We start from the raw sequence: 25,064 nt of genomic DNA on the forward strand, positions 1-25,064 counted from the left end.
TCCGAGTAGTCCTTCATCGCCATCGGCGGTCTTCTCGCTTCCTCCGGATCAAGCAGATCCAGTATCAGCGTGTCCACCACTCAGGGGGAGGCCCCAGATCCGCGGATCGCAGCGCAGATTCACGCGGCGCTCGGGGACGCCTCGGATGTGATCAATGTAGGAGCGGGTACTGGCTCCTACGAGCCACCGCAGACGGTTCTCGCTGTCGAGCCGAGCCAGATCATGATCGCTCAGCGCCCAAGCCGGTCCGCGCCCGCCGTGCGCGCGGTCGCCGAGCATCTTCCGTTGTGCGACAACGCTGCCGACGCCGTCATGGCACTGCTGACCGTCCACCACTGGAGTGACCTCGCGGCCGGCATTGCCGAACTCCGCCGGGTCGCGCGCCGCCGCATCGTGATCCTGACCTGGGACCAGCAGATCTTCCGCGAGACATTCTGGCTCGTACGCGAGTACCTCCCGCAAGCCGCAGCTTTCGATGACACCCGTGCCATTCCGATCGACCGGCTGGCCGCTCTCCTTGGCGGGGCGCGCCAGGAGCCTGTCCGTGTCCCGCACGACTGCACGGACGGGTTCGGCGCAGCATACTGGCGCCGCCCCCATGCCTACCTCGACCCACAAGTGCGCGCCGGAATCTCCATGTTCGCCCAGACCGGAGAAGACGCCCTCGCTCCCGGCCTGGCATCGCTCACCGAGGACCTGGCGACCGGCGATTGGAACCGTCGTCACGCCGATCTGCTCGCGCTCGACACCATCGACGTCGGCTATCGACTATTGGTGACAGACGCCTGACCTGCGCCAGGACTCGGGCGAAGAACGGGCTCGTAGTGCGACATCACGAGCTCACCATCAGTAGGGATGGGACCGAGGATTCTGATGGCACGAGACGGGCACGAGACTCATCTACCGCCGGCCGGCCAGCCGGTGAAATGGTCGGCAAGGCCGTCTGTATCAAGGTCACTGGGGCCCCTTCGAAGGCCGAACCCGCGTCGACCGTCTCGATCAGGACGGCGCACCGCCAATACGCACTGGCCCGCCCCCCCGGGCCAGTGATCAAGACTGCAGACATGCCGTCGCGGCACGGCACCGCGACGGCACTCGGTTCAGATCTGAGTGCGCGCTCGTTCGACCCATCCCAGCACGCCCTCGGCGCCGCACTGTTCGGCGGTGGTCTGCGCCTCGTCGAGGTATCCGAGGGCCGCCTCGCGGTCGCCCGTCTCAGCTGACAGGTAACCAAGCGCCACCAGACCCGCCGCCACTCCGGGCAAAAACCCGATCTCGCGTCGCAGGTTCACCGATTCGGTCAGCAGAGCATGGGCTCTGTCGAACCGTCCCGCCTCCTTCTCCGTGAAGCCGAGATGGCGCACCGAGTAGGACATGGTCTTCCGGTCACCGACGGACTGCGCCAGCGCATACGACGTTTCGAAGTACGGCCTGCCAGTGGCGCTGTCGTCGCGTACCACCTGGTGCCAGCAACCGATCCAGAACAGGGCGTCGGCCTCACCGCTCGCGTCATCCAGGCGGTGGTACAGCTCGGCCGCACGCTCGAACAGGACCAGTTTCCTGACCGGCGCGCTGTTCCTGATGCGCAGGATTCCACCGACCCAGGGCCGTACGCCGGCCACCGTGCTCGCGCTGTGGGCTTGGGGCCCGGTGGCCGGAACGCTGGCCGTGACCGTCTCCGCGCCGTGGCTGATCGCATCCCGGGGGCACGGCAGCTACCGGGTCCTGCCGCAGCTGGCGGGTGTGATCGCGTCGAGCGGGCCGGTCGTGGTGTTCGCGGGGCTGGTGACCACCCTGCTGACAGTGCTCGTGGCGCGTGTCACCGCCAAGGGTGAAGTTCCGCTGCCTCGGCAGAGTGTGCTGGCGCGCGCCGCCCGCCTGGCTGCGAGCGCCGGGACCGCGGTGATCGCGCTGTCGCTGGTGGTCCTGTCGTACGAATCGGTGGCGGCGCGGATCCAGACCTCGTTCAGCGGCGGAGGGCTGCTGTCCGAGCCGGGCGACCTGCTGCGCGAGTGGCTGCTGCTCGGCGGCCGGACGCGGCTGGCGACCACGCCGCTCGGCGACTGGTTGCTGTACCGAGCCGTCGACGCGCTCATGCTGGCGGTGGTGTGGTGGGCGTTGCGGCTGCTGCCCGGCCTGCTCACCCGGACCACGGCGCCGGCGATGGCGCTGGGCGCGGTCTGCGCAACCGTACTGGGACTGCTGGTGAGTCAAGTGCTGTACACGGCGTTGGGCGACACCGCCGCCGTGTGGGGGCCCGTGTACCTGTTTTCGAGGCTCGGCGAGGCTGTTCCGGCCGCCCTCATCTTCGGAGGCATGGCGGGGCTGGCGGCCTTCGCGACGCTGCGGCTTGCGGGGACCGTGACACGAGCGAGCTCCCCCGATGACGGAACGAGCTGAACCCGACACGGTGATCTCATCGGCTTCTCCTGCGACGGTGACCTCCCCGTCGTGGCTGAGCAGGTGGACGACGTGAACTGGTCCGGACTGTTCCACGCCCTGGGGCCCGCCTCTGACACGCCGCGGCATCTGGAAGTGCTCCTTGCTTGCGTGTCGTGTCTGCCAGTTCAGTTCCTGAGGACTCTCGTCGTTGCACTGCTCAGGACATTCGTGAGGCTCCTTGTGTGACACCTGTACTGCAGTATGTGTGCCTCTTGACACTGCACGAAGCCCGGTGACCTCCGTAGGCTTGGGGCATGTTCAAATCTCACAAACCAGGACCAGACGATGCCTGGGAAGGCATCGTCGAGAAGAAATCGCGGGGCATGCTCGACGGCTCGAACATGTACCACTTCGTCAGGGTGAGGCGTGTGGACGGCCAGTCCATAAAGGTGCGCATCGACCGTGGGCTGTGGAAGTCGATCGGGGTCGGCGATCGCATCGTAAAGGAGCCAGGCAGCGGCCCAGCCAAGGCGTAGCCTCCCAGGGCGCGGGACGGAGAACACCTCGCAACGACCCCCGCCAGCACCCACAGGCCGACCACCGCATCCCCGACTCATCCAACGCCGCACGTCGCTGCTCACTCGGCTTCGCGGCCCTCCGGCGGGCGTTACTTCGGCTCGTCAAGGTGCATTGTTCCGGAGTTCCTGATGAGCTCGATGTGGTGGCCGTATTTCGTGGTGTGTGAGGTATGCGGACGGGGGCGTGCTGGCTGCTGCGGGTCGGTGGCGCCGGGAGACGGTACGGATGCAGGCGACCGAGCTGTACCGCGGGTCGCCACCCCTCTCCGGTGCGTATGCCGATGCGGGGACCGGGGTCTCGGGCCGGCGGGCGTAGGACACCATGCGCACGGTGCGGGCCAGATCGGGGGTGTAGGTCCAGCGCCGGGCCAGCGAATCGGCGGCAGTAGCGCGAAGCTCCCCGGCCGGTACGAGCGGCGCAGGCACCCCTGTCCACGAACAGGCCCTCTACGCCGGCGCACCGCCCCCAGAACGTCTCCTTGCCCTCCTCGTCCTCATGGACCAGCAGGTACTTGACCGGGAAGCCTCGCCCCCAGGCAGCATGATGTTCGACCTGCACCCAACCCCCGAACGACCGGACGAGTCCTCGCATCCACGATACGTGGACCGTCCCCTGCGGCCTTGGCGATCGGACGAGGACGGCCCGCACGACCGAGCCCTGCCTTCTCGCGGCCGTCCGATCGAGGGCGGGCTCAAGTCGGCGGGCTCGATGCGGGCCTGGGGCGCTGCGGCGCGTTCGCCTCGTCTGGAGGTTCCGCCCGGCGCCGAACACCATTGCCGACGCTGGCGCCGAAGGTGCGTCAGTGGTGGTGGCCGTGCCGGCCGAGGGTCTCCACGGGGGTCGCGCCGGGGCGAGTCCACTGCGGTACGGGCCGGCTGGTCGGGCCCCAGGTGGCGACGCCGTCGGCGTCAGAGCGCCAGTACCAGCAGGCCTGGCGGCCGACGGAGGGGTGCGCCTCACGGACATCGCCGATCACGGGCCAGCCCTCGGGGTTGTCCTCCCACGCCTCGCCGCGGCCGTAGGGCGTCATGTCGAGCAGGCCGAGTGACCCGTTGACCGGCTCGTTGCCACGGCCCGTCGTGGAGTAGGTGAGGAACACGCGGTCGCCATCGCGCAGGAAACAGGTGATGTGCCCCATCTCTCCGCCGATCGGCGCCTCCACGCCTCGTACCGAGTACCAGGGCTGGACGTAGCCCATGAACTCGACGTAGGAGGCCACCTCGTCCCGAGGGCCCGTGGTCAGGATGGCGAACGAGACGCCGCGGGCGTTGAGATAGACGGCGTCCTTCACGTGCCAGGCCGTGGTGGTGCAGCCCTCGCACTGCCCCTGGTGCGGCGCGCCGTCGTACCACATGTGCTGGTAGACCACGAGCTCGTCGCGGCCCTGGAACAGGTCCAGGAACGGGACCGGGCCGTCGGGTCCGACGACCTCGACCGTCCCGTCGAGCTCCACCATCGGTAGCCGGCGGCGGGCCGCGGCGAGAGCGTCGCCCTCGCGGGTGTGGGCCTTCTCGCGGACCAGGAGCTCGTCACGGGCGGCCTGCCAGGTGGCCAGGTCGACGACGGGCGGGCGGCCGGGCAGCGCGGCGGTCGGGTCGTTCGGCGTGGTCGTCATGGTGTCCTCCGTGGTGTCTCGTGCCGGACAGCGTCGTACCACGTTCTACGACGGTCACCAGAACAGACTCGCGACCCGGCCGGAACTCATCGCGGCAGGGGGGGCGCCCTCCGCCGGCCTGCCCGAGCAGCTGGTGGCCTACCTGAAGCGCGACCGCGGCCGGCGGGGGAACGACCGGAAGGTGCGGACCCCGTCGGGCTGACACGTTCACGGACGCGCTCCCAGCCGGGCCTGACGGGCACCCGCTTCTCAGGGACGATGCTTCATACGGGTGGCCGGCTCAGCCGCGGGAAGCGTCGTCGTCGACACGGGGCGTCGGCCCCACCCCGTCCGATGACCTGCCGATCACATCGCGCCGCTGCTCAGAGGGCTCGTTCCTCCGGTGCCGAGCCCTTCGCACTCATCCGGGTCACCGGGCGCGCGGACACCGCGACCGGGCGGCAGGGTAGTGGTGCCGACGTCGGAGAGCACTGATGGGAATCGCCGTCCGGACCGCGGCGTCGTCCGCGGTTCCTGTCCCGGACGAGAGGCCCTTGAGCGCATTCATCAGGAGGTTTCGTGCACGACAAGCCGCTCCTCAAGAGCGTCGGTGAACTGCTGCGCCGACGGCACGGTTCCTCAGGCCGCGCCCAGGCGGCAGGGCCGGACGGGTTCGCCCTGGACGGCTTGAAGGTCAGCGGGTTCATCGCCGGCACGCTCAGCGCCGAGGACGAAGCCAGGCTCGCCGACGAAGTGGCTCAGCTCCTTCCCCATCACTGGGATCTCCCCACCAAGTCGGTGGAGGCATTGACTCCGGTCATCGACCACCTCGGTGGCCAGCCGGAGTTGATGGCCTGGCTGGACCGTCACCCCGGGCGGCCGCGGCTGATCGCGCGGATCTACGTCCTCCTGGGTCACCTCGACCAGTACAGCGACGACCCCGCGGTACTGGCGGCTGTGCGGCACGCCAGAGCTCAGGACCCGTACCCGGTCGGCCTGCGCGGCTACCTGACGCCGGAGACGAACGACGAAACCCTGGGCGGTCTCGCCTACCGGATCGAGGAGCTCCTCGGCGACAACCGCGAAGCGGACGCCACCGCACTCGCCCTGGCGGCCGCCGACTGGCTGCGCGGTGCGGCACGGAACGCCGACACTCCGAACGCCGACCTCCGCGAGATGGGCGAACTCATGGACCACATGCACCAGGACATCAGCGAGGCCGCCCCGCCCGCCTGACTCGGCAGCACGCAGGGGCGGAGCGCGCAGGGGCGGGTGGCCGCGCCGTCCGTATCCGCCCGCAGGTGGTTTTGTGACGTGTGAGGCAGCCGTGCGGCGACGCGGAACGGGCAGACGGACTCGATCCGGTGCCGTACGGCCGTTTGACCACCACGTCAGAAGCGCTCCGTGTGAAGATCCTCCAAAGCGTCGGGCTCGAGCCGGACGGTGCGGTGCCTTCCTCTTCCGCACCTCGACCCGGCCGTGGCAGTCGGCGCTGACGGCTGTGCCTCGGCCCGCGGTGGTGGGACGAGGTTGGGGAGAAGGGCATCGGATGAGCGCACGTTTCGAGGAGATCGACTGGCGGCCGACGGCCATGGGCGAGATCAGCCTGCGTCGTCGGCGAGATCCGCTGTCGGGCGAGGACGTGTACGAGGTGAAGCTCGGTGACGAGTACCTGATGTCCAGTCTCTTCACCACGGGCGAGGTCGAGCTGGCCCGGCTCGGCCTGGCGGAGCTGTCCGAGGGCCCGCTCGACGTCGTGGTGGGTGGACTCGGCCTGGGGTACACGGCGAGGACGGCGCTGGACGATCCACGAGTGCGCTCGCTCATCGTCGTCGACACCCTGGCCGAAGTGATCGACTGGCACCGGCGCGGGCTTGTCCCGCTGGGCGCGGGACTGGCGTCGGACCCCCGATGCCGTCTGGTGCGCGGGGACTTCTTCGCGATGACTGCCGGGAACGCGGCGGGCACACCGCCGTCTGCCGAGGGCGCGGGGGTGGACGCTTCGGCGCCGGCGGGAGACGAGGCCGCCGACGGTGCCGGCGCGGCGCCGCGCGGCTTGGACCCCGAAACTCCCGGCCGTCGTTTCCACGCGATCCTGCTGGACGTCGACCACTCGCCGCGTCATGTGCTGCACCCCGACCATGCCGCGCTCTACACACGGGCCGGTCTGACAGCTCTGGCCGAACTGCTGTATCCCGGCGGCGTGTTCGCACTCTGGTCGAACGACCCACCGGACAAGGAGTTCAGCTCGGTGCTCGCGGAAGTCTTCGCGGAGACCGCCGCGCACGTAGTGGATTTCGACAACCCGCTTCAAGGCGGGACCGCGGCCAACACCGTCTACGTCGCCCGAAGGCGCGATACCTGACAACGCCGAGCTGGACGGCGGCCTTCTCCACATCCCCGACGCCCCAGTACGACGCCGTTCTGCGCCGACCGCAGAGTGTGTCCCTTGGAGACTCAACTCTGGTGGAGGCACTGGAGGCGGTCCAGTTCGTCCTGCGAGAGCCGCAGCGCGCCCGCGCCGACGTTCTCGGTCAGGTGGTCAGGGTTGCGCGTGCCCGGGATGGCCAGCACATGTGGCCCACGGTGCAGGGTCCACGCCAGCCGGACCTGCGAGGGCGTCGCGCCGTGCGAGCGCGCGATGGCGAGCACTTCGTCGTGGTGCGTGCCGCTTGCACTCGCCTCGCGCTGGTCGCCGGAGATCGCGAAATACGGTACGAACGCGATGCCTTGCTCGCCGCAGCTGTCCAATAGGCCGTTGAAATCAGCGAGTCGGTGGTCGAGGCCGTACCAGTTCTGCACGCAGACCACCGGCGCGATGGCCTGGGCTTCGGCGAGGTGCTCGGGTTTGACGCTGGAGATGCCCAGGTGGCGGATGAGCCCGGCGTCGCGCAACTCGGCCAGGGCGCCGAAGTGTTCGGCGATCGAGTCCTGGTTCATCCTGCGCAGGTTGACGACGTCGAGGTGGTCGCGGCCGAGCTGGCGCAGGTTCTCCTCGACCTGGCCGCGCAGTTGCCCCGGCGTCGCGGGCGGCAGCCATTCACCCGACGGGCTCCGTCCCGGCCCGACCTTGGTGACGATGACCAGGTCATCGGGGTACGGGGCCAGCGCCCGGTTGATCAGCTCGTTGGCGGAGCACAGCGGGGAGAAGTAGAACGCGGCGGTGTCCATGTGGTTCACGCCGGCCTCGACCGCGCGGCGCAGGACCCTGACCGCGAGGTCGCGGTCGGTTGGGGCGCCATCAGAGTTCCCCCTCATCCCGTTCCCCGTAAGCCGCATCGTGCCGAAGCCGAGACGGTTGACTTCCCGGTCGCCGAGCATCCAGGTACCCGCGGCCGCCGCGGTGGTCGTCTCCGAGATCAAGATTGGGTCCTTCCCTACGACTTCGGAGCGCCTGACAGGGCGCTCCGATCCTTGGGCGCGGGCGGCCGATCCTGACCGGTACTGACTCCGGTCACCGCAGTTCGCCGCCGTTGCCGACCTCGGAGTATGGGGGCGCGATCACTACGAAAAGAAGGCATGGACCGGGCGGGAAGAGTCACATGGAGAACTGGAACGAGTTGGCATCGTGTCGCGTTGGAAGATATGTGAACGTCGCCACCTGGTGCGTGCTGGGGCGAAGGGGCGCGCACCGGATCTTCCGAGACCCCGGGAGCCGAACCGGCCTTCGGACCTAGCCGGTTGACGGGATCACCGGAAGAAGCGCGCGGTCCGGCAGACTCCGCGGGATGCGTTCCAGGACGCCGCCCGCGAAGACGTCGTACAGCGGAAGCGTCTCCAGGTGGACGTAGCCGATGTGGCAGTCACAGGTGGTCAGGGGGCAGGGGCGTGGGGCCAGTGCGGCGCGGTAGGAGCCGTCGTACAGGCGGCCCAGCTCGGTCCGTTCGAAGTGACAGCGGCTCACTCTTCCGTCGCCGTCGACCGAGATGACGGACTCGCCGGTGCGGCAGGGCAGGCCCGCCGACCGGTGCGGGTGGCGGCTGTAGGGGAAGAGGGGGTCGAGCTCGGTCCATTCGGCGGCCTGCTCGTCCGTGTACGTGTGTCCTTCGGCGGCGTTCACCCACAAGTACACGTGCTCCGGGAGTTCCGCGCGCAGTCTGCGTGCGGGTTCCCTGTGCTCGGGCAGGCCGACGACGCCGACACTGAAGCGGACGCCCAGAGCCGTCAATTGCCGGGTCTTGGCGACGAACCGTTCGTGCGGTGTCTGCCCGGGGTGGTACGTGCACCACAGCGCCACCGTCTCCCGGTCCGCTTCCGCCAGCCAGTCGGTACGGCAGCTGAGGTTCGTCTGGATCGCTACACGCCGGATGTGCGGCTGGTGCGACAGCTCCACGAGCGCGCGGCGGTACCAGGAGCGGACCAGCCCCTCGCCCCACGGGGTGAAGAGCACCGAGAGCCGGTCCTCGCGCTGCTCGCCCGCCCACGCGGTGAACCGTTCCAGCGCCGCGCGGTCGGCCCGCAGTTGTGCGGTGGTGTCGCGGCGCTTCGCGAACGGGCAGTACGGGCAGTCGTAGTCGCAGGAGGCGAGCGGGCCGCGGTACAGGATCGTCAGGTCCACGGAAGCCTCACTTCATCTCGTAGGCGGCCATGGAGTCCCGCACGGCCGGAGAGAAGAATTCGGGGCCTATCGCGTCCGAGTGGGCGAGTCCTTCCGCGGAGAGGCGGAGCCGTTCGTCCGCGGGGTGCGCGAGCCATCCCCGTGCGCCGAGTGTGTCGAGCTCGGACGGGAAGTCGTCGTACGGACCGGATCCGAAGCGCAGCCGGTAGTCCGCGACGGGCAGGCCCTCGGCCTGGAGAAGGGACTGAAGGAGATGCCGGCGCCGTGCCTCGTCCTCGTCGACACGGCGGCCGTGCAGTGCGCGCGAGAAGTCCTCGGTGGCGGTGTACTCGTCGATGATGCCGCGGATCTCCCGCATCGACACGGCGTAGTCGAAGGAGTAGTGCAGCGTCGACGTGTACGAACGGGCACCGCAGCCGAGGCCGATCATGCCGTCGGTCTGGCAGGCGTAGTCGTCCGGTCCCTGAGGCGGCGCGTCCGCGCGCCGGAACATGCGCATCGACACCTGCTCGTAGCCGTGTGCCAACAGGTGGTCGCGGCCCTCCCGGTACCGGCGCAGGCGCTGCTCGTCCCATTGCCGGTCGGCCGTCTGCGTGTCGGTGTGCCGGCCGAGTCCGGTGAGGGGGCGGATATAGAGGGGATAGAGGTAGATCTCCTCGGGTCGCCAGGCCAGGGCCGCGTCCAGGGAGAGACGCCAACTGGCGGCGGTCTGACCGTCGATGCCGTAGATGAGGTCGATGTTGAGGACGGGGACGGCCGCCTCGCGGATCCGTCCGAGCGCCGCCTCGACCTCGGAGCGCCGCTGCGGTCGTACGGCGGCACGGGATTCCTCCTCGACGAAGCTCTGCACCCCCAGACTGAGGCGCGTGGTGCCCCGCTCGACCAGCACGGCCAGCCGGTCGGCCGTGGCCGTGGAGGGCGAGGCCTCGACGGACAGCGGGATCGCGCGGAGATCGGCTCCCATCTCCTGCTCGGCGATGTCGCACAGCCGCTCCAGCTCGGCGGCCTCCAGGAACGTCGGTGTGCCGCCCCCGAACGCGGCGTTGGCGAAACGCGGGGTCTCCTCGTCGCCGAGGGCCTCGCGCATCGCGGCGGCCTGGCGCCGCACCGCGTCCAGATAGCGTCCTGTCAGGTCGCCGGGCGCGCCGATTCGGGTGAACAGGTTGCAGAAACCGCAGCGGACCTCGCAGAACGGGATGTGCAGGTACAGCGAGAGCGACCGCCGGGACTCGCCGGCCCACAGGTCCTTCAGCGCGGGGCGCGGGGCGAGGGGCCGGTAGGCGGTCTTGTGGGGATAGGCGTAGGTGTAGCTCTGGTACGGGCGCGGCAGGCCGGTCGGCGCGGCCACTGGGGCGAGGGTCATGCGGTCGGCTCCAGGAAGAAGTGGCTGTAGGGCACGGTCCACACGGAGTCGTGACCGAGGCGGTGGCCGGTGTAGCCGTCGTCTCCGTAGGCGGTGCCGTGGTCGGAACAGACGATGGCGAAGCAGCGGCGGCGCGAGCTCATCGCGCGGAACAGCCGTCCGACATGACGGTCCATGTACTCCAGGGCCGCCGCGTGGGTGACCCGGCTGTCGCCCGCCTCCCGGGTGGCGCCGGGCAGGTGGAACCAGTTCGGCTGGTGCAGCGCGGAGGCGTTCAGGAACAGGAACAGCCGCTGCTCCTCCGGGAGTTCGGCCACGGTCTTCTCCACCCGTGCGACCTGGGCTTCGAACGAGGTCGGGGAGGCCACCGAGAACTCCGGCTCCCAGTGGCTCTCCTGGAAGAGTCCTGGCAGTACGTCGCCCAGCGCGCCCTGCTTGTTGAAGAAGCCGACGCCGCCGATGCACACCGTGCGGTAGCCGCGGGCGGCGAGAGCGGACACCAGGTCGGGGGTGTCGAAGACGAACGTACGGTCCGCCGTGGTCTCGCTGCCCGCGAACCGTGCCGCGAACAACCGCGGATGAGGTCCCGGCGCCGCCGGGGTGGGCAGGAATCCCGCGAACATGGCCTGGTGGGAGGCGTAGGTGAAGTTCCCCGGCGCGTGCCGCCGTTCCCAGGTGCCGCCGGGCAGATGCGCGGCCAGGTTCGGCAGGCGGCCGGCTGCGGCGAGTTCGACTGCCACGTCGTAGCGCAGGGTGTCGAGGGTGAGCAGGAGCAGATCGTCCCGGCCCACCACCTCGTTCATGTCGGGTGTCCTGGCCGGTCCGGGGGCGGAAGATGTCACGTCCGATGTGCGCTCGGGGTCAGGCTGGTGCATGTGCTGTCCTGGCAGGGGTGTTGAGAAAGGGTTCGATCGGCGGCGCGGGTCGTACGGGGAACCGGTCGGGGGAGAGGGACCGGAACGCCGCGATCTGCGCCGCGTACGTGTCCAGGCCTTCCGCGCCGCTGCCCGGCAGCCCGGTCAGGCGGGGGAGCAGATCGCCGAAGGCGTTGACCTCCCCGACGGCGAACCGGCGCCAGCCGACGGCGGGCAGCAGATCGACGCCCACGCACAGGGTGCCGGGGAAACAGGCGGCTGCCCGCTCGCTGATGGAGAGGGCTTCTGCCCACCGGTCACCGGCCAGCGCGCGCACGGCCGCGAGTTCACCGCGGGCCCCGCCCAGATGCAGATTGGTCAGGGGAGAGCGGCTCGTACGGACCACGGCGTGGGTCGCGCGCCCGGCCACCACCACGACCCGCAGGTCCGCCGACCGGTTGCCGAGCGAGGCCTTCGGCAGCCAGCGCTCGATGTGCAGCCCGTCCGGCGCGAGCGTGTCCACGACCGCGGCGATCTCCGCCTCGTCCGTGTAGCGCCGGATCCGCAGGGAGTTGTGGAGACTGCCGTCCGCCGTGCGTTCCACCGAGGTGGTGGCCCGGATCCGGCCGGAGGCGGTCGTCTCCACGGCCAGTACACCCGACGCGGAGGAACCGTGCGCGAGCTTGACGAAGACCCGCCGCATCGCTGCTTCCGCCATGAGCTCCCGGACGCCGCTCCATCCTTCCACCGCTCGGTGGGCACCGGAGGTGGGGGACTGGGGAACCGGAACGCCCGCGGCGTCGAGGCGGGCGTGGCACAACCGCTTGTCGAAGAGCACCGCCAGATCCGCCGGGTCGTCGAGCCGCCTGCCCCCGCGCAGCGAACCCACACAGTCCAGGAAGCCCGCGTACCAGCGCGCGGAACCCTCCACCCGGGTCGGCTCGTCGGCGCCGCGCAGCAGACGGTCCACCTCCGCGTTCTCGCCTGGGGAGTCCAGCCGTACCACCTCGTCGTCGGCGAAGTCGTGCCCGCCGTCCCGCAGTACGTCCCGCCACTCGACGACACGGGGTGTGCCGCAGTCCGCCTCCTCGGCCGCCGTCGTGAACAGGCCCACACGGCGGTTCTCTCCGTTGGCGACAACCGCCCACTTCACCGGCGCGCCCTGCGGCCGCATCTCGCCCATCCCGCTTCCTCGTTCCGTGTTCCGGCGCCGGTCTGCGCTACTCACCCACCGCGACGAAACGCCAGACCGTCCCGTCCTCCTCCTCGTCGGACTCTGCGTCGTCCTGATCGACGTTGACCAGTACACCGGCGGGCTCCAGCGTCTCCAGCAGGCGCGTCCGCACCGCCGTGCTCAGGTAGTTGTGGTGCAGGTCGAGCATCTTGAGGTGTGTCAGCGGCTGGCCCGAGAGCAGGGCCGTCGCGCCGTCGTCGGTGAGCACGCCCATGGAGAGGTCGAGGTGCTCAAGACGCGCCACGACCGGGGCCGAGGCCAGCGCCGTGCAGATGCCGTCCTGGATCTCGCTGTTGCGCAGGCCGAGACGGATCAGGCTGGGCAGCCGGGTGCCCGCGAAGAATGGCTCCAGGTCGGCGACATCGGCGTCGCCCCCGTACTCGGAGGTGCCGAGCCACAGGTCGAGTGTGGTCAGCGCGGGCAGATCGCTGCCTGCGATGCCGCGCACCGCTTCGACGGGCATGCCACCGGTCTCGACGGTCAGCGTGCGCAGCTGCTCGTGCCGAACGGCGGGGAAGACCAGCTGATTGCCGCCCCGGACGCCGAATTCCTCGAGGGCGGGGAAGGCCCCCAGCAGCGGCGACACGTCACCCTGGACGATCCAGGAGATCTCGCACTCCTCCATCACGATGTCGGCGAGGAACAGTCCGCGCAGTGCGGGCAGCCGGTCGCGCGCGGCCACCAGAGCCGCGATCACCGAGTCGGGAGACGTGTCGTACACATCGCTCCACGCGCCGACGATCAGCGCCCGCACCTGCTCGGTGTCCACGGTCGCCAGGAAGCGCGCGAAGGCGTCCTCCCATTGCTCCTCGCTGTCGTAGGCGTCCACGGCGATGCGCCAGGCGACGGTTTCGGGCGCGGGAAGTGACGTGGACCGGGGCGACTTGTCGTCGGCGCCCGGAAAGGTGAAGGCCGGCAGGCCGTGGAATTCCTTGAGGTGGCTGTTGACGGTCATGCGCGCCCGCTCCTTCGTCCTGGTTCCGGTGGATCGACATGCGTGGTGGAGAGTCCGGAGCGCGCGACCGCACCCAGGTAGACGAGTTCTACCAAGCCCCACTGACATCACGGCGAACAGGGGTCGGCACCTGGGGACGGGAAGTGGGGGAGCGGCCGCCGGCGAGCGGCCCCGAGTGGCTTCGGGCTGGGTATGACGCCTGGTCACGGGGGATATGTCGCCGAGTCATCGAGGGTACGGCGCCGGGGTCCGGAGGCCGATTGTCAGTGGTCGCCTCTACGGTTTTTCCCATGGCACACCCCGTGCCGTGCCGGGAGGGAGACCCATGTTCCGCCAAGGAGACGTGCTGATCGTGCCGTTGGACGAGAAGGCGGTGCCGGACCACGCCCTCGACGCGGTGTCCGAGCCGCGCGACGGACGCGGACGACTCGTGCTGGCCCTCGGTGAAGTCACCGGGCACGCCCATGCCGTGGTCGGTCCTGGGCGGTTGATACGGGAGGCCGGGGTGTTCGGCCCGATGCTGCTGCACGTGCCCGACGGTGCGCGCGTCGTGCACGAGGAGCACGGGGCGATCTCGCTCCACAAGGGCTGGTACCGGGTGATCCGCCAGCGGGAGTACGTGCCGGGCTCGGTGCGGATCGTGGCCGACTGACGCGTCCGCCGGTGGTTTCCGCTCCGGCTGCGGAGCGGTTCGCGGGAGCGTGTGGACAGCACGCTCGGAGGCAGGACCGGGTGGCACCGCGGGTGTCGCGCCGCTTGGGTACAGGGATTCTGAGAGGAACGGCGTGATGGAACAGGGCAGTTGGCGTGCTACCGCAACGCGGACGGGAGTGGGCGACCGGGCGGCGGCCGAGGAGGGTGTCAGGCTCGCCTACCGGAAGGCGGGGCTGGACGCACCCGCGCGTATCGTCTGGGCGCGCTCGCCCCACGAGGCCGTGCGCATGCTCATGGGTGCAGCACTCGTGGACGGTGCGGGACTTGGGGACACCGGCCCCAGTGTCCGAAGCGCGGTCGTGGCCGGACCCTGGGCGGCGGAACGGGCTCGCGCCCACGAACGGCTGGGGCCGGAGGGGTGGAGCGGACACTGGCGGGCCACGGGAGCGGCCCTGTGGGAGTCGACCCGCACGCTGGCCGACCGGGTGCGGTCGGGGATCGTCGAGGACCTCGCCACCGACCGGCACGAGGAGAGCCGGATCCGGCTGCTGCTTCTGGACGCGACCCTGGGCCAGCACGACGCGGCGTGGCTGTGCGCGTTCGATCCCGACGAAGCGAGCGCTTTGGTCGGAATCGCAGCGGTGGCTCGCGACGCGGGCTGGTGGTGGCCGTACGAGAAGGTGGCGGTCCTCAGTGAACGGCCGCTGAGCCTGCACCGCGACGAGGCAGGTCGCCTGGACCGGGGAGACGGCCCGGCACTGCGCTACGCGGACGGCTTCGAGCTCTACGCATGGCGCGGGATGCCGGTCCCGCGCACCTTCCTCGACGAACTCACCGCGCTGACGCCCGAGCGGATCCGCGCCGAGGAGAACGCCGAACTGCGCCGCGTGATGCTGGAGTACTACGGCTACGACCGGTACCTGGACGAGTCGGGGGCGGTTCCCGTCCACCGCGACGAGACGGGGGTGCTGTGGCGGGTCGAACTGCTCGGAGACGAGGACGTGGTGATGGTGGAGGTCGTCAACTCCACACCGGAACCCGACGGTACGACCCGTACGTACTGGCTGCGTGTCCCGCCGACGACCCGTACGGCCCGTGAGGGAGTGGCGTGGACGTTCGGCCTCGCCGCTGAGACGTACGAGCCGTCTCGGCAGACGTGAGGACGGACGGGCGGCCTTTGGCGATGCTGTTGCAGGAGAGGTCTCCGGGAACCCGCGGGCCGTTGTCCGGGACCGGGGCACCGGTCGCGTCACCGGCCGCCGACTGGACGAGTCGTTCGTCGGAGCCGGATTCATGCGCGCCGCGGCTTGCACGTCGCGCCGTGAACGTCGGCCGGCCGATGATGACGGCCGCTGCCCACGGCTCAGCGCCGCTGCCCCCAGGCCATCATCAGCCCGGGGCCGAGTTCGGCGAGCTGGGGCGACGCCAGGTAGGCGAGTGCGTCGTCGATGACGGCGGAGTCCACTTGCCCGGTTTCCTCCAGGGCGGGCCGCATCCGGTTCCACGTCTCGGACCAGAAACGAGCCAGAGGGCTGCCCGCGACCAGTGGTGGGCAGAAGAGTTCACCGGCGACGTTCTGGAGGCCTTCCTCTCTCAGGAAGTGCGGATATGCCGGGACGGCCGACGTGTCGGTGCCGATGGTCGACCGCAGTGCCTGCCACATGGCGTCCATGGTCCGCCGGTAGGCCGACGAGGTGTCCAAAGCATTCGGCACCTCCACGGCATCACCGAGCACCAGCCAGCCGCCCGGGTTCAGCCATCGCGCGAGACGTGAGACGAGCCGACGACGTTCGGGCAGATGCATGAGAACGAACCTGGCATGAATCAGGTCGAAGCTGCCCAGGTCCAGGCTCTCGTCCCTCAGATCGGCGGTGACGACCCGTACCCGCGAACCCCCGAGGTCGTCCAGGCCGCCGGTGTCCCGGTCCAGTGCGACCACCTCCGCGGCGCCCTCCTCCAGCAGCCAGCGGACCACGGTCCCCGTTCCGGCCCCGACTTCCAGGCAGCGGCTGCCCGGCCCTGAGCCCAGAGCGCGCAGACGACCTGTGGTGACCGGGTCGTAGACCAGCGCAGCCGCATCGATGCGCTCGGCTTCCTGCGGGTGCTCCGGCTCGAACAGGTCCTGTCCGTAGTGGCCGCCGGCAGCTGGAGGGCCGGTCATGACCGGCCCTCCAGCCTCGGTCCTCCTGCACCTCTCCTGCCTGTCCGTGCCATGAAGACTCCTGACCATGGAAGATCGGTTACGGCCAGGGTGACAGCTTTCGGGCCGCGCGGCAGATCGTCGATCACAAGATCGGCTTACCTTTGCACCGCCTGTGACCCTTGAAACCCACCTGTAACGCTCATAGCATGATCGAACTCACGACGATTGCCCTGATCGTCCGTCCTTCACTAGAAGAACACGCCGTCTAGCGCGAAGGGTGAGCCACTTGACCAACATCTAACAAATCGGCCAAATAGTTGATATCTATATCATCGCGAATGCTTTCGCGAATAAACAGCAGAATTGCGTTCGTTGCGCGACGTCAACCACAGGCGATGCTGTGGGCCACGGCGGGTGTGGTGGCCTTCGGATTCCTCGTCACGATGGAGATCGTCGCGCGTCGCTACGGCCTGCCGGGACCGATGACCAACCAGGCGCGGGAGGTGATAGTCGCCCCCACTTCGGGACCGCTGTTGTATGCCGGCCTCGCGTTGATGATGGTGGTGCTCACCTGGCGGCAACGGTTCATCGCGTTGGGTGCGGCGATCGCCATCGACGTCGTCTTCCTGCTGGTGCGGTTGGCGGTCGATGCCAGACTGAGCTTCGGCAATGGCGCGCTGTGGGTGATTTTGGCCTATGCGTTCATCGCCATCACGCGCCGCGCGGGCCAGGAACGTGTCCTGCTGCTGAAGGGTGTCGGGCTGGGCCTGCTCCTGGTGGCCGGCCACAAGACGGGCGACACCTGGCTGCTCATCACATCGAAGACCCGTCCGGCAGTCCTCGACCCGTACGTGGCGACAGCCGATCACGCGCTGGGCAACCCGTCATGGGTGGTAGGCCGCATCGTCGCGGCCACCGGCCCGATCGGCACCCACGCTCTCCACCTCGTCTACGGTCAGCTCCCGCTGGCGGCGGCCGTCTTCGCGCTGTACCAGCTGCGTCACGTGGCGGTCGAGCGCCGATTCCCGGGCCATCATCTGGTGCGCACCTTTCTGGTCATCGGCCTGCTCGGGCCCCTCATCTACATGATCTTCCCGGTGGCCGGACCCGTCTTCGCCTACGGTGCCGAAGGCGGGCACTGGGCGGCGGCCAACCTGTGGCCGCACACGGCGCCGCCGATCAGGGCCCCGCACAAGATTCTGTTCGACGAGATCACCCCTCGCAACTGCATGCCCAGCCTGCATACGGCCTGGGCCACCACGCTCTTCATCCATTCCCGAGAGGCCTCAAGGACTCTGCGATTCGCAGGCACCTTCTGGCTGGTCGGTACGCTCACCGCAACGCTGGGATTCGGCTACCACTACGGCGCGGATCTCGTCGCCGGCGTGGTGTTCGCGCTCACGGTCGAGGCGGCGATGCGCTCGCTCGACCGCGGCTGGGACCGGTCGGGTATCCGGCTGGTCGGCTACGGCACGGCCGTCTTCATCGCGCTCCTGGTTTCGTATCGCTACCTGCCGTTGGAGATGGCCAGATATCCCTGGGCGTTCGGACCAAGCCTTCTTCTGGCGATGAGCTCCGTGGTCTACGGCTACGTGCGGACCACCGAACTGTGGAGTCCGAAGACCGCACCAGCGCAACAACCGGAACCGCAACTCGTACAGGCGTAACCGCTGTCGGCCCACAACGCCTCGAAATACCCAGGACCGCCGCGGAGGCCTTCTGCACGGGGAGCTGGAGCCGGTGTTCGGGCCGCGCCCGGGAAGGCTGGAGTTGCCTTGGAGCCCACTCGAAGGTGTTGGGTGGTAGGACAGGCACCGCGACGCGACGTGGTGACCGAGTGGACGACGGGTTTCATGAGGAGCACTCCATGACACAGAAGATCTGGTTCATCACCGGCGCCTCACGCGGTTTCGGGCGGGAGTGGGCGATTGCCGCGCTGGAACGCGGCGACTCGGTGGCCGCGACGGCACGTGACCTGTCCACGTTGGGCGATCTTCGCGAGACCTACGGAGAGCGGCTGCTGCCTCTGCAACTCGATGTCACGGACCGCGACGCCGACTTCGACGCCGTAAGGCTGGCGCACGAGCGGTTCGGCCGGCTCGATGTGGTGGTCAACAATGCCGGCTACGGCCACTTCGGGATGGTCGAGGAAATCACGGAGGCGGAGGCTCGCGCGCAACTGGAGACCAACCTGTTCGGGGCGCTGTGGGTCACCCAGGCGGCACTGCCGTTCCTGCGCGAGCAGGGCAGTGGCCATATTCTGCAGGTTTCCTCCATCGGCGGTATCAGCGCTTTTCCGCTGGTCGGCATCTACCACGCTTCGAAATGGGCGCTCGAAGGAATGAGTCAGGCGTTGGCTCAGGAAGTGGCGCCGTTCGGCATCAAGGTCACACTGATCGAGCCCGGCGGGTTCGCCACCGACTGGGCCGGTTCGTCGTCGAGCACGTCCCAGGAGTTGCCGGCGTACGCCGAGTTCCACAAGGAAGTACAGGAACAGCGGCGCAAGCGCGTCGGCACCCCGGGCGACCCGCGCGCGTCCGCCGCAGCGGTGCTTGAAATCGTGGACGCCGAAGAGCCGCCGCTGCGCTGCTTCTTCGGTTCGGCGCCGCTGGGTATCGCCAAGGCCGACTACGAGCAGCGTCTGGCCTCATGGGAGAAGTGGCAGCCGGTGGCGGAGCTGGCCCAGGGCTGAGCAACTGCTGGACCCGGTGCGGAGCAAGCGGCCGGGCCCTGTCCAGGAGCAGGGGGCCGACCGGAGTTCTCCGGTCGGCCCCCTGCGGCTTGGAGCCAGGGTTCAGGAGCGGTGGCTCTGGTAGTAGCCGCCGACCTGCTCGTGATAGTCGGCGTCGCCGACGTGCTTGGCCCTGTCGAATTCGGGCGATTCCCTGATCTGTTCCTGGGTGAGCGCGACGTAGATCTTCCGCTCGGCCCGGTCCACCCTCTTCACGGTGCCGGCGGGCAGCAGGACATGCCTGCCGAAGATCCACACGCCGATGTCGACGACGAGGTACGAGGAGCCGACGTCGTCCGCATGCTTGTCGACCTTCCCGATGGCGCCGTCGGTGGCCTCGACCTTGTACCCGACCAGATCGGTGCCCACGATGTGCCCGGCGGTCGGGTGGTAGCCCCAGATGTTGTCACTCATGAACGGCTCCCTCGTCGAAATTCCTCGCTCTTCCGCAGCAGAACCGGGGAATCGCAGAGGCGTCATCCAGATTAGATGACCCTTTCGCGGAACGCCGCGCGCCGCGCGTCCCGAATGCCACCGTCGCACACGCGCATCGAAACAATTCGATATCCGTAATCACCGCTGCACGCCTCGGCGGCGGAACGGCAGAGGGCTCGACAGGAAATCACGGGGACGAAGACGGAGAGCGGATCCACGAGGGGTGCGTGCGCCGGTGGGGGCCGAGTACGGTTCGCCCCGTGAACGCGGACGGGGACGTGGAGGGGTGGGAGTCGGGGCACCAGGTCGCCTACGGCTGCGGGGCGTGGGAGCGGGCATGTCACCAGGCACGCCTGTTGGTCGCCTGGCACGAGGAGCGTGATCTCGGCTTCGGCGCGCCGGTACCCCGGCGGTTCTCCGCGGATCCCGGTCCGCGGGCGAAGTGGCCGTGGGGGAGCGCCAGACACACCACGGTGGGCCTGCTGTTGTGGCGGGCCGCCTACGACACCGGGATCCTGGTCGACCAGGTCCCCCTGGCCGATGCCATGCGCTACGGCGTCCAGGGGGCCGATCCATTGGACACAGGTCCCCTGCCCGATGCGGCCCGCAAAGCGGGGATCGGAGTCGGCAGCGCCGCATCGGTGGCCGGCATCAGGCACGTACTGCAGGCCCATGTCGAGGCCGATCCTGTGCGGCCGCGCCCCACCGGGGTGCGGCTGACGCTCGGCTACCGCGTTCGGGAGTTGCGGGCGACGCCCGACTGGGAACTCGGCGACTGGCCGGCGGCCCTCGCCATGGCCCGGCAGGCCATGGGGCGGGCGGACGATCTGCGGGCGCAGGGGACCTGGCACCCCACCGACCAGGAACGGTCTGTCGGCGCGCGGATCGGCCGGGACTGGGAACCACGGCCCGACACGAGCGCCGCCTTCGGGCGCCCGGCATCGCGTTGGCTGGAGCGGGCATCGCGCCTGGCCGAGACCGCCGCCGCACTGTCCGTGGCAGCCGACAAACTGCCGAGCGACGGCCCGGGCAGGGCAGGCCCGCTGGCGCAGGTCCTCGGCGCCACGGCCGATGCGTGCGCCAGGCTGAGGGCCGACACCGAGGAGATCGGGCGCCTGTGGGCGGCGGAGCCGCGCGAACCCGCGGACCCGGCTTCCTGGGAGCTGTCCCACGTACCGGGCGCGCTGCTGGCCCAGACGGAGGAAACGGAACACCTGCTGCGGGCGGTCGCAGTCTTCTTGTGGGTCCTGGCGTGCGGCTGACCGGTGGGAGGATGTCGCTGCGGGCGGCCGTGGCCAGGCTGTGCCCGGTGGTGCGGTCCTACCCCCGATGGACATGGTCAGTAAAAGTTGTCCCGGCGCTGCGCGGGGTTGACGGTGTCACGCCGCTGCTGCTGCAGGCGGGCTGTCCTGACAGCTGATATCTCCCGCAGGTGCGCCTGACTCTCCAGCATCATCATCGAGCCCAGTGCGTGGCGGCCGGTCCTCGGGTTGTCCACACAGGACTGGTACATCACGGCGGCTCGTTCGTTGTCCTGGTAGAGGGTGCGGTAGACCTCCGCGGCACGGTACTGGGCGTACGGGTGGTTGCGTGTGGCGGCCGCGAGGAATTGCTCCAGGGCATGTTCCGCCGGGGACCGGGTGAGAGGCAGCAGCCGCTCCAGGTAGAGGTCGCCCAGGGCGAGCATCGCCTCGGGCTCACCCAGTTCGGCCGAGGCGTGATACCAGCGGGCTGCTTCGTCCAACGACTGAACGATGCCCGCTTGGGGGCAGCCCTGGTGGTAGAGCGAAGCGAGGTAGTAGGCCGCTCGCGGCGAAGCGCTGCTGTGCCGCAGCCGCGGCACCGCGCTCGCATACCGCCCCTGCACAAAGTCGATGTGCCCCAGCAGCTCGATCGCGGCACTGTGGCCGGTGGACGCCGCGGCTTCCAGGAAGAAGACGTCCGCACCGTGGTGCTGCGCGCTGTTCCAGCAGTGCAGGCCGATCTGGTAATACTCCTCGGCGCTGGTCGGCTCGTGTCCGTCCACGGTGAAGTTGGTCCCCTGCCACTGCACCACGTCGCTGCCTTTCGCGTCTTGGCCCGCCTTGGCGGGCACGTGTGGCTCATTGCGCCACAGCCTCGCAAGGAGGGCCGGATCGGCGGTGAGGGACAAGCCAGTTGTACCCGTATGCGTCCCGGTGTGTCGGGCCTCAACAGATGGTATGGCTTGTCGGTCGACACAATCGTAGGCCCGGTCCATGGAATGCCCACTTGTCGTGCGACGTGGATCGGCACCGTGGCCCGTTTCCAGTGGTCGCGGCGGCGAGGCGATGGGCACCGACGGTCGCCGGGTCCCCTGCCGCGATCCCGTCCGGGTTGCCCACGGAGTCCCCTCGGGCCAGCGGGTTTCCAGCCTCGCGCCAATTCGCCTTTACGTCACTGATCACCGCTTCCATCGCGAGTGGGACACGCCTTGACACGCCATCGGACGCTACGACGGCTGGCTGAAGACGTGCGGGGTACCGAAGATCGGCGTCGTGCTCACCTCATCCGTCCGTACAGGGAGGTCTCACCTGTCCGCACCTGGACAACCTCACCCGGAGGGATCGGGTGACGCTTCCTGCCGCTCCGGCGGAAGACGGGTGAGTACGGCCTCGAAGAACCGCCACCCATCAACATAGGTGGCGTGCCCGAAGCGCTGCCCATCTGCCAAGACCTCATCGAGCAAGGCTCTTACGGTCGCCGGCCTGTGGAGATTGAGATACCCGCCGCCATTCAACCGGCTGACGCCTCCCTCGTGAGCCCCCCAACCACCGCCGCCCACCACGCGATCGGGACCGGAGGCGAAGACGATGCGGATGGCACCTGGCGAGCCTTCGCGCGCGACCGCGAGGACCTCTTGGCACGAGCCTCCGACCACACTGCCAGGGTCCGAGTCCGGCACATGGCGATGGCTGACCCACCACCGGAAACGCTCGGGCCCAACAGCCAAGTGCCGATATCGACATCGTCCCATGCCGTCACGTTAACAATGTTGCGACCAACGGCCTGGGCTATTTTTCGTCCCGAGCCACGAGCGTCCCGGCCACCGGGAACGCGGGAACCCCGACCGGAAGGTCGGCGCGCAGGGCCCCAGGACGTACGTCTGGACGAGTCCTAGGTCAGGTCGGGAGGAGCGCCGGGAAGCGACCGGTCTGAGGTGGCTACGGCAAAGAATCGTGCGGCCGGAAGACGTCAACGCTGCTTGTTCTGGAGCCGTGTGATCAGGTCGAGCACCGGGACGGGTGCGCAGAGAACGATCGTGCCGACAAGTAAATACCAGCCACCACCCATCATGGTGATGACCCAGAACAGATAGACCACCAGTGTGCCGGCTGCCGCTGTCATCAGGCAGATCAATACCCTCAACGCAACTGTGATGCTGTAGCGGCGGCGACGGGTTTCGGCCGGGGCGCCCTCCGCCCGGGATATGGCGGGCGCCGAACGAACCGGAGGCGACGGGTCCCGACCGTTTTCCGGGGTGCCCGTCGAGGTCTTGTCATGCATGTGTGTCCGAGCCCCTTCGCGCAACACATGGGAATTCGCGGAACGAAATTCGATGGAGTTCTGGCGCTTGGTCGGATGCATGGCTGGGCGCGCCTCGTAGCTCCCGTGATCCTGGAAGAGGCGCCCGATCCCCGACGTCAGGCGGCGATCATCTTCACATGAAGGTCCGTCAGATGGGAAATCCCGGGCGCGGGACAAGCGGTTCGTGAGCAATGGAGCTCGCGCCCCGAACGGGGCCACCCACGTATGGCCGGGCCTCGTTCGAACTCCTCTGGATCCGCATTCTCACCCAGTCATGAGAGCGACCGTCCGGAAGGCCTTCGGTCGTTCAATTCGTAAGGGCTCGTACAGCGATCCGCCGCAGTAAAGCGGTCGGCATTGTCTGACCCGGATGCCATGCTGTGCCGTCATGGACATCGAATGGTTCTGGAACCTGATTGCCCAAGCCGGCGGCGGAGCAGACGATTCGATCGAAGCCGAAGAAATCGCCCGGCGTGCCGCCGTGCTCCTGGCCGCCCATGAGCCCCGGCAGATCCTCGATGCCCAGCAGATTCTGTGGGACTTGATGGCAGCCTCCTACCGAGCTCCCCTCTGGGCAGCGGCCTATGTCATCAATGGCGGGTGCTCCGACGACGGCTTCGACTACTTCCGCGGCTGGTTGATCGCCCAAGGCCGTACCGATTTTGAGCAGGTCGTGGCGGATGCCGACCATCTGGCCGACCTGCAAGCTGTCCGTACGGCAGCAGCCGAAGGAATCGACCTGGAAGGTGAGCGATCCCTGAGCATCGCCTGGGACGCCTACCGGGCGGCAACCCGTAAGAAACTTCCCGGCCACGCCTTCACCATCAACTACCCCGATCTCGATCCCGCCTGGAACTTCGACTTCGACGACCACGGCAGGATCGCCGCCCGACTGCCGCGGATCGCCGCGCTCCACACGGACTGATCGACCCACCCGGCAAAGATCTTCGGCCAGGGAGACCGTATCCCCGAGCCACCTCAAGAATGGCCGGAGGAGTTCCTCCACCTGTATCGCAAGTGGCTGTCATTTCTGTACGTACGACATGGACCGGCTCGGAGGAGCGGTTGAGCGGACCTGTCGACAACTGGCCCCGGATTTCCGCCGGGTGAACCTGGAGATTCTGGGGAACACCGACCCGTTTTCGCACGCCCACGTCTGGCCGCGGTGCGAGCGGGAGCCCGCCGGGCCTTGGGCCCGGCAGGTCGGGGCGGGGATTGGGGCGGCAGACAACGGCGTCACCCCCTGTCGCGGAGCAGGGTGACCCTGCACAGCCCTCATCCCGGGACGTCGTACGTCCGTGGCACAGGACTTCGTGTGGCGTTGCGGGGGCGTGCCGGTCGCTCAGAACCGAGGCCGGGGGACCCGTGGTCGCGGAGTGGACCGACTTCGTAGCCTCGCTGCTCGCAGGTGTCGAGAATGCGGGGGAGAGCGCCCAGGGCGGACCGCCAAGCGCCGGCGCGGAGGTGCAGTCCGAGTCATGGAGCAACACGGTGCCTCCGCCGTACAGGTCGCTGACGACGGTGCGGTGAACCGACTCCGGGGTGGCCCTGGCGGTCCAGTCCTCGCCCCAGCAGGTCCACAGCACGGGGGTGAGTCCGAGGCAGCGGGCCGCCACATGGGCCGATCCCGACATGACGCCGTACGGGGGCCGGAAGAGTGTGGGCTGCCTCCCCGTGATCTCGGCGACGGTGTCACGTGCCCAACAGCAACGGACGGTGAACCAGCCGTGCACGCCGATTTCATGGCCTGCCGCGGCGATCTCGCGGACCAGTGACGCAGTTCGGCCTGCACCGGCTCGAATCCGCGACCGCCGTCGACAACGCCGCATCGCAGGGGGCGTTCCCAGGACAGCCCGTACTCCCGGGCCGTGGTTGGCTGTTCCAACTGTGAAAGAGCGCGGCACTGTTGATGGCCGTGGCTGAACGGCCACGGCGACGCCGTCGGGGCCGTGCCCCTCTCGGCTTCTCGTCGAGACGTCATGACGAGCTGATCGCCTGTGAGTTGCCTCACCTGCCGCAGTCGGTCGGCGTTCACA

The 25,064-nt window shown here is 68.9% G+C and carries 23 protein-coding genes and 3 pseudogenes; 13 read left to right on the forward strand and 13 right to left on the reverse strand.

The features are described 5' to 3' along the window. Window positions 1-69: 69 nt before the first annotated feature. Window positions 70-789: a class I SAM-dependent methyltransferase gene (locus tag ACZ4N5_RS29845; RefSeq protein WP_467760151.1), complete on the forward strand. Its 720-nt coding sequence runs from the start codon at window positions 70-72 to the stop codon at window positions 787-789. A gap of 311 nt (window positions 790-1,100) precedes the next feature. Here the strand turns inward: ACZ4N5_RS29845 and ACZ4N5_RS29850 are convergent, their stop codons facing one another. Continuing rightward, on the reverse strand, window positions 1,101-1,622 hold the full coding sequence (locus ACZ4N5_RS29850) for a tetratricopeptide repeat protein (protein ID WP_467760152.1): 522 nt from the start codon (window positions 1,620-1,622) through the stop codon (window positions 1,101-1,103). Here ACZ4N5_RS29850 and ACZ4N5_RS29855 point away from each other — a divergent pair. Together ACZ4N5_RS29855 and ACZ4N5_RS29860 are read left to right on the forward strand one after the other, a co-directional pair. Continuing rightward, window positions 1,558-2,400, forward strand: a pseudogene (locus ACZ4N5_RS29855) (hypothetical protein); the annotation flags it as partial. The gene ACZ4N5_RS29850 and the pseudogene ACZ4N5_RS29855 sit on opposite strands and share 65 nt — an antisense overlap. Before the next feature lie 296 nt (window positions 2,401-2,696). Beyond that, the gene (locus ACZ4N5_RS29860; RefSeq protein WP_467760153.1) at window positions 2,697-2,918 is read left to right on the forward strand and encodes a DUF7489 domain-containing protein; all 222 of its coding nucleotides are present in this window, start codon (window positions 2,697-2,699) and stop codon (window positions 2,916-2,918) included. An 842-nt stretch (window positions 2,919-3,760) separates the two neighbouring features. Here the strand turns inward: ACZ4N5_RS29860 and ACZ4N5_RS29865 are convergent. Further along, window positions 3,761-4,576 carry a DUF899 domain-containing protein gene (locus ACZ4N5_RS29865; protein WP_467760154.1) on the reverse strand — a complete coding sequence of 272 codons (816 nt, stop codon included), beginning with the start codon at window positions 4,574-4,576 and terminating at the stop codon, window positions 3,761-3,763. Between the two features lie 10 nt (window positions 4,577-4,586). On the opposite strand from ACZ4N5_RS29865, the gene ACZ4N5_RS29870 reads away from it, so the two are divergent. The 3 genes from ACZ4N5_RS29870 (at window position 4,587) to ACZ4N5_RS29880 (ending at window position 6,920) form a co-directional block, all read left to right on the forward strand. Beyond that, window positions 4,587-4,778, forward strand: coding sequence for a hypothetical protein (locus tag ACZ4N5_RS29870; RefSeq protein WP_467760155.1), 192 nt, complete (start codon window positions 4,587-4,589; stop codon window positions 4,776-4,778). Between the two features lie 356 nt (window positions 4,779-5,134). Then, on the forward strand, window positions 5,135-5,791 hold the full coding sequence (locus ACZ4N5_RS29875; RefSeq protein ID WP_467760156.1) for a hypothetical protein: 657 nt from the start codon (window positions 5,135-5,137) through the stop codon (window positions 5,789-5,791). A gap of 313 nt (window positions 5,792-6,104) precedes the next feature. Further along, window positions 6,105-6,920, forward strand: coding sequence for a polyamine aminopropyltransferase (locus ACZ4N5_RS29880; RefSeq protein ID WP_467760157.1), 816 nt, complete (start codon window positions 6,105-6,107; stop codon window positions 6,918-6,920). Window positions 6,921-7,012: 92 nt separating this feature from the next. Here ACZ4N5_RS29880 and ACZ4N5_RS29885 read toward each other — a convergent pair whose 3' ends face one another. The 6 genes from ACZ4N5_RS29885 to ACZ4N5_RS29910 all read right to left on the reverse strand — a co-directional run bounded on the left by ACZ4N5_RS29885 (window position 7,013) and on the right by ACZ4N5_RS29910 (window position 13,519). Beyond that, window positions 7,013-7,918 carry an oxidoreductase gene (locus ACZ4N5_RS29885; protein WP_467760158.1) on the reverse strand — a complete coding sequence of 302 codons (906 nt, stop codon included), beginning with the start codon at window positions 7,916-7,918 and terminating at the stop codon, window positions 7,013-7,015. 310 nt (window positions 7,919-8,228) lie between these two features. Next, window positions 8,229-9,113 (reverse strand): STM4011 family radical SAM protein, encoded by an 885-nt coding sequence (locus tag ACZ4N5_RS29890; protein ID WP_467760159.1) that lies wholly within the window; start codon window positions 9,111-9,113, stop codon window positions 8,229-8,231. A 7-nt stretch (window positions 9,114-9,120) separates the two neighbouring features. Next, window positions 9,121-10,476, reverse strand: coding sequence for an STM4012 family radical SAM protein (locus ACZ4N5_RS29895; protein WP_467760160.1), 1,356 nt, complete (start codon window positions 10,474-10,476; stop codon window positions 9,121-9,123). Further along, window positions 10,473-11,279, reverse strand: a complete 807-nt coding sequence (locus ACZ4N5_RS29900) for an STM4013/SEN3800 family hydrolase (RefSeq protein WP_467760161.1) — start codon at window positions 11,277-11,279, stop codon at window positions 10,473-10,475. The genes ACZ4N5_RS29895 and ACZ4N5_RS29900 overlap by 4 nt, the downstream gene beginning before the upstream one ends. Window positions 11,280-11,337: 58 nt before the next feature. Continuing rightward, complete coding sequence (locus ACZ4N5_RS29905; protein ID WP_467760162.1) at window positions 11,338-12,513, reverse strand: STM4014 family protein; 1,176 nt, start codon at window positions 12,511-12,513, stop codon at window positions 11,338-11,340. 37 nt (window positions 12,514-12,550) lie between these two features. Then, entirely contained in the window at window positions 12,551-13,519 is a 969-nt protein-coding gene (locus tag ACZ4N5_RS29910) for an STM4015 family protein (protein WP_467760163.1), read from the reverse strand. A gap of 325 nt (window positions 13,520-13,844) precedes the next feature. On the opposite strand from ACZ4N5_RS29910, the gene ACZ4N5_RS29915 reads away from it, so the two are divergent. Together ACZ4N5_RS29915 and ACZ4N5_RS29920 are read left to right on the forward strand one after the other, a co-directional pair. After that, window positions 13,845-14,171 carry a hypothetical protein gene (locus ACZ4N5_RS29915; RefSeq protein WP_467760164.1) on the forward strand — a complete coding sequence of 109 codons (327 nt, stop codon included), beginning with the start codon at window positions 13,845-13,847 and terminating at the stop codon, window positions 14,169-14,171. Between the two features lie 133 nt (window positions 14,172-14,304). Beyond that, the gene (locus ACZ4N5_RS29920; RefSeq protein ID WP_467760165.1) at window positions 14,305-15,333 is read left to right on the forward strand and encodes a DUF6745 domain-containing protein; all 1,029 of its coding nucleotides are present in this window, start codon (window positions 14,305-14,307) and stop codon (window positions 15,331-15,333) included. A gap of 203 nt (window positions 15,334-15,536) precedes the next feature. On the opposite strand, the gene ACZ4N5_RS29925 is transcribed toward ACZ4N5_RS29920, so the two are convergent. Beyond that, window positions 15,537-16,334, reverse strand: a complete 798-nt coding sequence (locus tag ACZ4N5_RS29925) for a class I SAM-dependent methyltransferase (RefSeq protein WP_467760166.1) — start codon at window positions 16,332-16,334, stop codon at window positions 15,537-15,539. 377 nt (window positions 16,335-16,711) lie between these two features. Between ACZ4N5_RS29925 and ACZ4N5_RS29930 the strand changes: the two genes are divergently transcribed. Next, window positions 16,712-17,983 carry a phosphatase PAP2 family protein gene (locus tag ACZ4N5_RS29930; protein WP_467760167.1) on the forward strand — a complete coding sequence of 424 codons (1,272 nt, stop codon included), beginning with the start codon at window positions 16,712-16,714 and terminating at the stop codon, window positions 17,981-17,983. Window positions 17,984-18,183: 200 nt separating this feature from the next. Next, on the forward strand, window positions 18,184-19,008 hold the full coding sequence (locus ACZ4N5_RS29935; protein ID WP_467760168.1) for an SDR family oxidoreductase: 825 nt from the start codon (window positions 18,184-18,186) through the stop codon (window positions 19,006-19,008). 102 nt (window positions 19,009-19,110) lie between these two features. Here the strand turns inward: ACZ4N5_RS29935 and ACZ4N5_RS29940 are convergent, their stop codons facing one another. Beyond that, a complete protein-coding gene (locus ACZ4N5_RS29940) occupies window positions 19,111-19,461 on the reverse strand; it encodes a PRC-barrel domain-containing protein (RefSeq protein ID WP_467760169.1) in 351 nt (116 codons plus the stop codon). Window positions 19,462-19,742: 281 nt separating this feature from the next. On the opposite strand from ACZ4N5_RS29940, the gene ACZ4N5_RS29945 reads away from it, so the two are divergent. Continuing rightward, a complete protein-coding gene (locus ACZ4N5_RS29945; protein WP_467760170.1) occupies window positions 19,743-20,744 on the forward strand; it encodes a hypothetical protein in 1,002 nt (333 codons plus the stop codon). A gap of 77 nt (window positions 20,745-20,821) precedes the next feature. Here the strand turns inward: ACZ4N5_RS29945 and ACZ4N5_RS29950 are convergent, their stop codons facing one another. Both ACZ4N5_RS29950 and ACZ4N5_RS29955 read right to left on the reverse strand, forming a co-directional pair. Further along, the gene (locus tag ACZ4N5_RS29950) at window positions 20,822-21,577 is read right to left on the reverse strand and encodes a tetratricopeptide repeat protein (RefSeq protein WP_467760171.1); all 756 of its coding nucleotides are present in this window, start codon (window positions 21,575-21,577) and stop codon (window positions 20,822-20,824) included. Window positions 21,578-22,695: 1,118 nt separating this feature from the next. Then, entirely contained in the window at window positions 22,696-23,007 is a 312-nt protein-coding gene (locus ACZ4N5_RS29955; protein ID WP_467760172.1) for a hypothetical protein, read from the reverse strand. A 409-nt stretch (window positions 23,008-23,416) separates the two neighbouring features. On the opposite strand from ACZ4N5_RS29955, the gene ACZ4N5_RS29960 reads away from it, so the two are divergent. Both ACZ4N5_RS29960 and ACZ4N5_RS29965 read left to right on the forward strand, forming a co-directional pair. Next, entirely contained in the window at window positions 23,417-23,953 is a 537-nt protein-coding gene (locus ACZ4N5_RS29960) for a DUF4240 domain-containing protein (RefSeq protein WP_467760173.1), read from the forward strand. Between the two features lie 115 nt (window positions 23,954-24,068). Beyond that, a pseudogene (locus ACZ4N5_RS29965) lies at window positions 24,069-24,212 on the forward strand (diadenosine tetraphosphate hydrolase); the annotation flags it as partial. Between the two features lie 462 nt (window positions 24,213-24,674). Here the strand turns inward: ACZ4N5_RS29965 and ACZ4N5_RS29970 are convergent. Continuing rightward, window positions 24,675-24,857: pseudogene (locus ACZ4N5_RS29970) on the reverse strand (hypothetical protein); the annotation flags it as partial. Between the last annotated feature and the right edge of the window lie 207 nt (window positions 24,858-25,064).

This window comes from Streptomyces sp. NPDC026500, assembly GCF_055567635.1.

Bases quoted from the DNA above. Each gene is read 5' to 3' on its own strand.
- ACZ4N5_RS29880 (WP_467760157.1), top strand. From the start codon at position 6,105: ATGAGCGCACGTTTCGAGGAGATCGACTGGCGGCCGACGGCCATGGGC.
- ACZ4N5_RS29905 (WP_467760162.1), bottom strand. From the start codon at position 12,513: ATGGGCGAGATGCGGCCGCAGGGCGCGCCGGTGAAGTGGGCGGTTGTC.
- ACZ4N5_RS29860 (WP_467760153.1), top strand. From the start codon at position 2,697: ATGTTCAAATCTCACAAACCAGGACCAGACGATGCCTGGGAAGGCATC.
- ACZ4N5_RS29960 (WP_467760173.1), top strand. From the start codon at position 23,417: ATGGACATCGAATGGTTCTGGAACCTGATTGCCCAAGCCGGCGGCGGA.
- ACZ4N5_RS29915 (WP_467760164.1), top strand. From the start codon at position 13,845: ATGTTCCGCCAAGGAGACGTGCTGATCGTGCCGTTGGACGAGAAGGCG.
- ACZ4N5_RS29895 (WP_467760160.1), bottom strand. From the start codon at position 10,476: ATGACCCTCGCCCCAGTGGCCGCGCCGACCGGCCTGCCGCGCCCGTAC.
- ACZ4N5_RS29925 (WP_467760166.1), bottom strand. From the start codon at position 16,334: ATGACCGGCCCTCCAGCTGCCGGCGGCCACTACGGACAGGACCTGTTC.
- ACZ4N5_RS29935 (WP_467760168.1), top strand. From the start codon at position 18,184: ATGACACAGAAGATCTGGTTCATCACCGGCGCCTCACGCGGTTTCGGG.
- ACZ4N5_RS29900 (WP_467760161.1), bottom strand. From the start codon at position 11,279: ATGAACGAGGTGGTGGGCCGGGACGATCTGCTCCTGCTCACCCTCGAC.
- ACZ4N5_RS29940 (WP_467760169.1), bottom strand. From the start codon at position 19,461: ATGAGTGACAACATCTGGGGCTACCACCCGACCGCCGGGCACATCGTG.
- ACZ4N5_RS29865 (WP_467760154.1), bottom strand. From the start codon at position 4,576: ATGACGACCACGCCGAACGACCCGACCGCCGCGCTGCCCGGCCGCCCG.
- ACZ4N5_RS29930 (WP_467760167.1), top strand. From the start codon at position 16,712: ATGCTGTGGGCCACGGCGGGTGTGGTGGCCTTCGGATTCCTCGTCACG.
- ACZ4N5_RS29910 (WP_467760163.1), bottom strand. From the start codon at position 13,519: ATGACCGTCAACAGCCACCTCAAGGAATTCCACGGCCTGCCGGCCTTC.
- ACZ4N5_RS29955 (WP_467760172.1), bottom strand. From the start codon at position 23,007: ATGCATGACAAGACCTCGACGGGCACCCCGGAAAACGGTCGGGACCCG.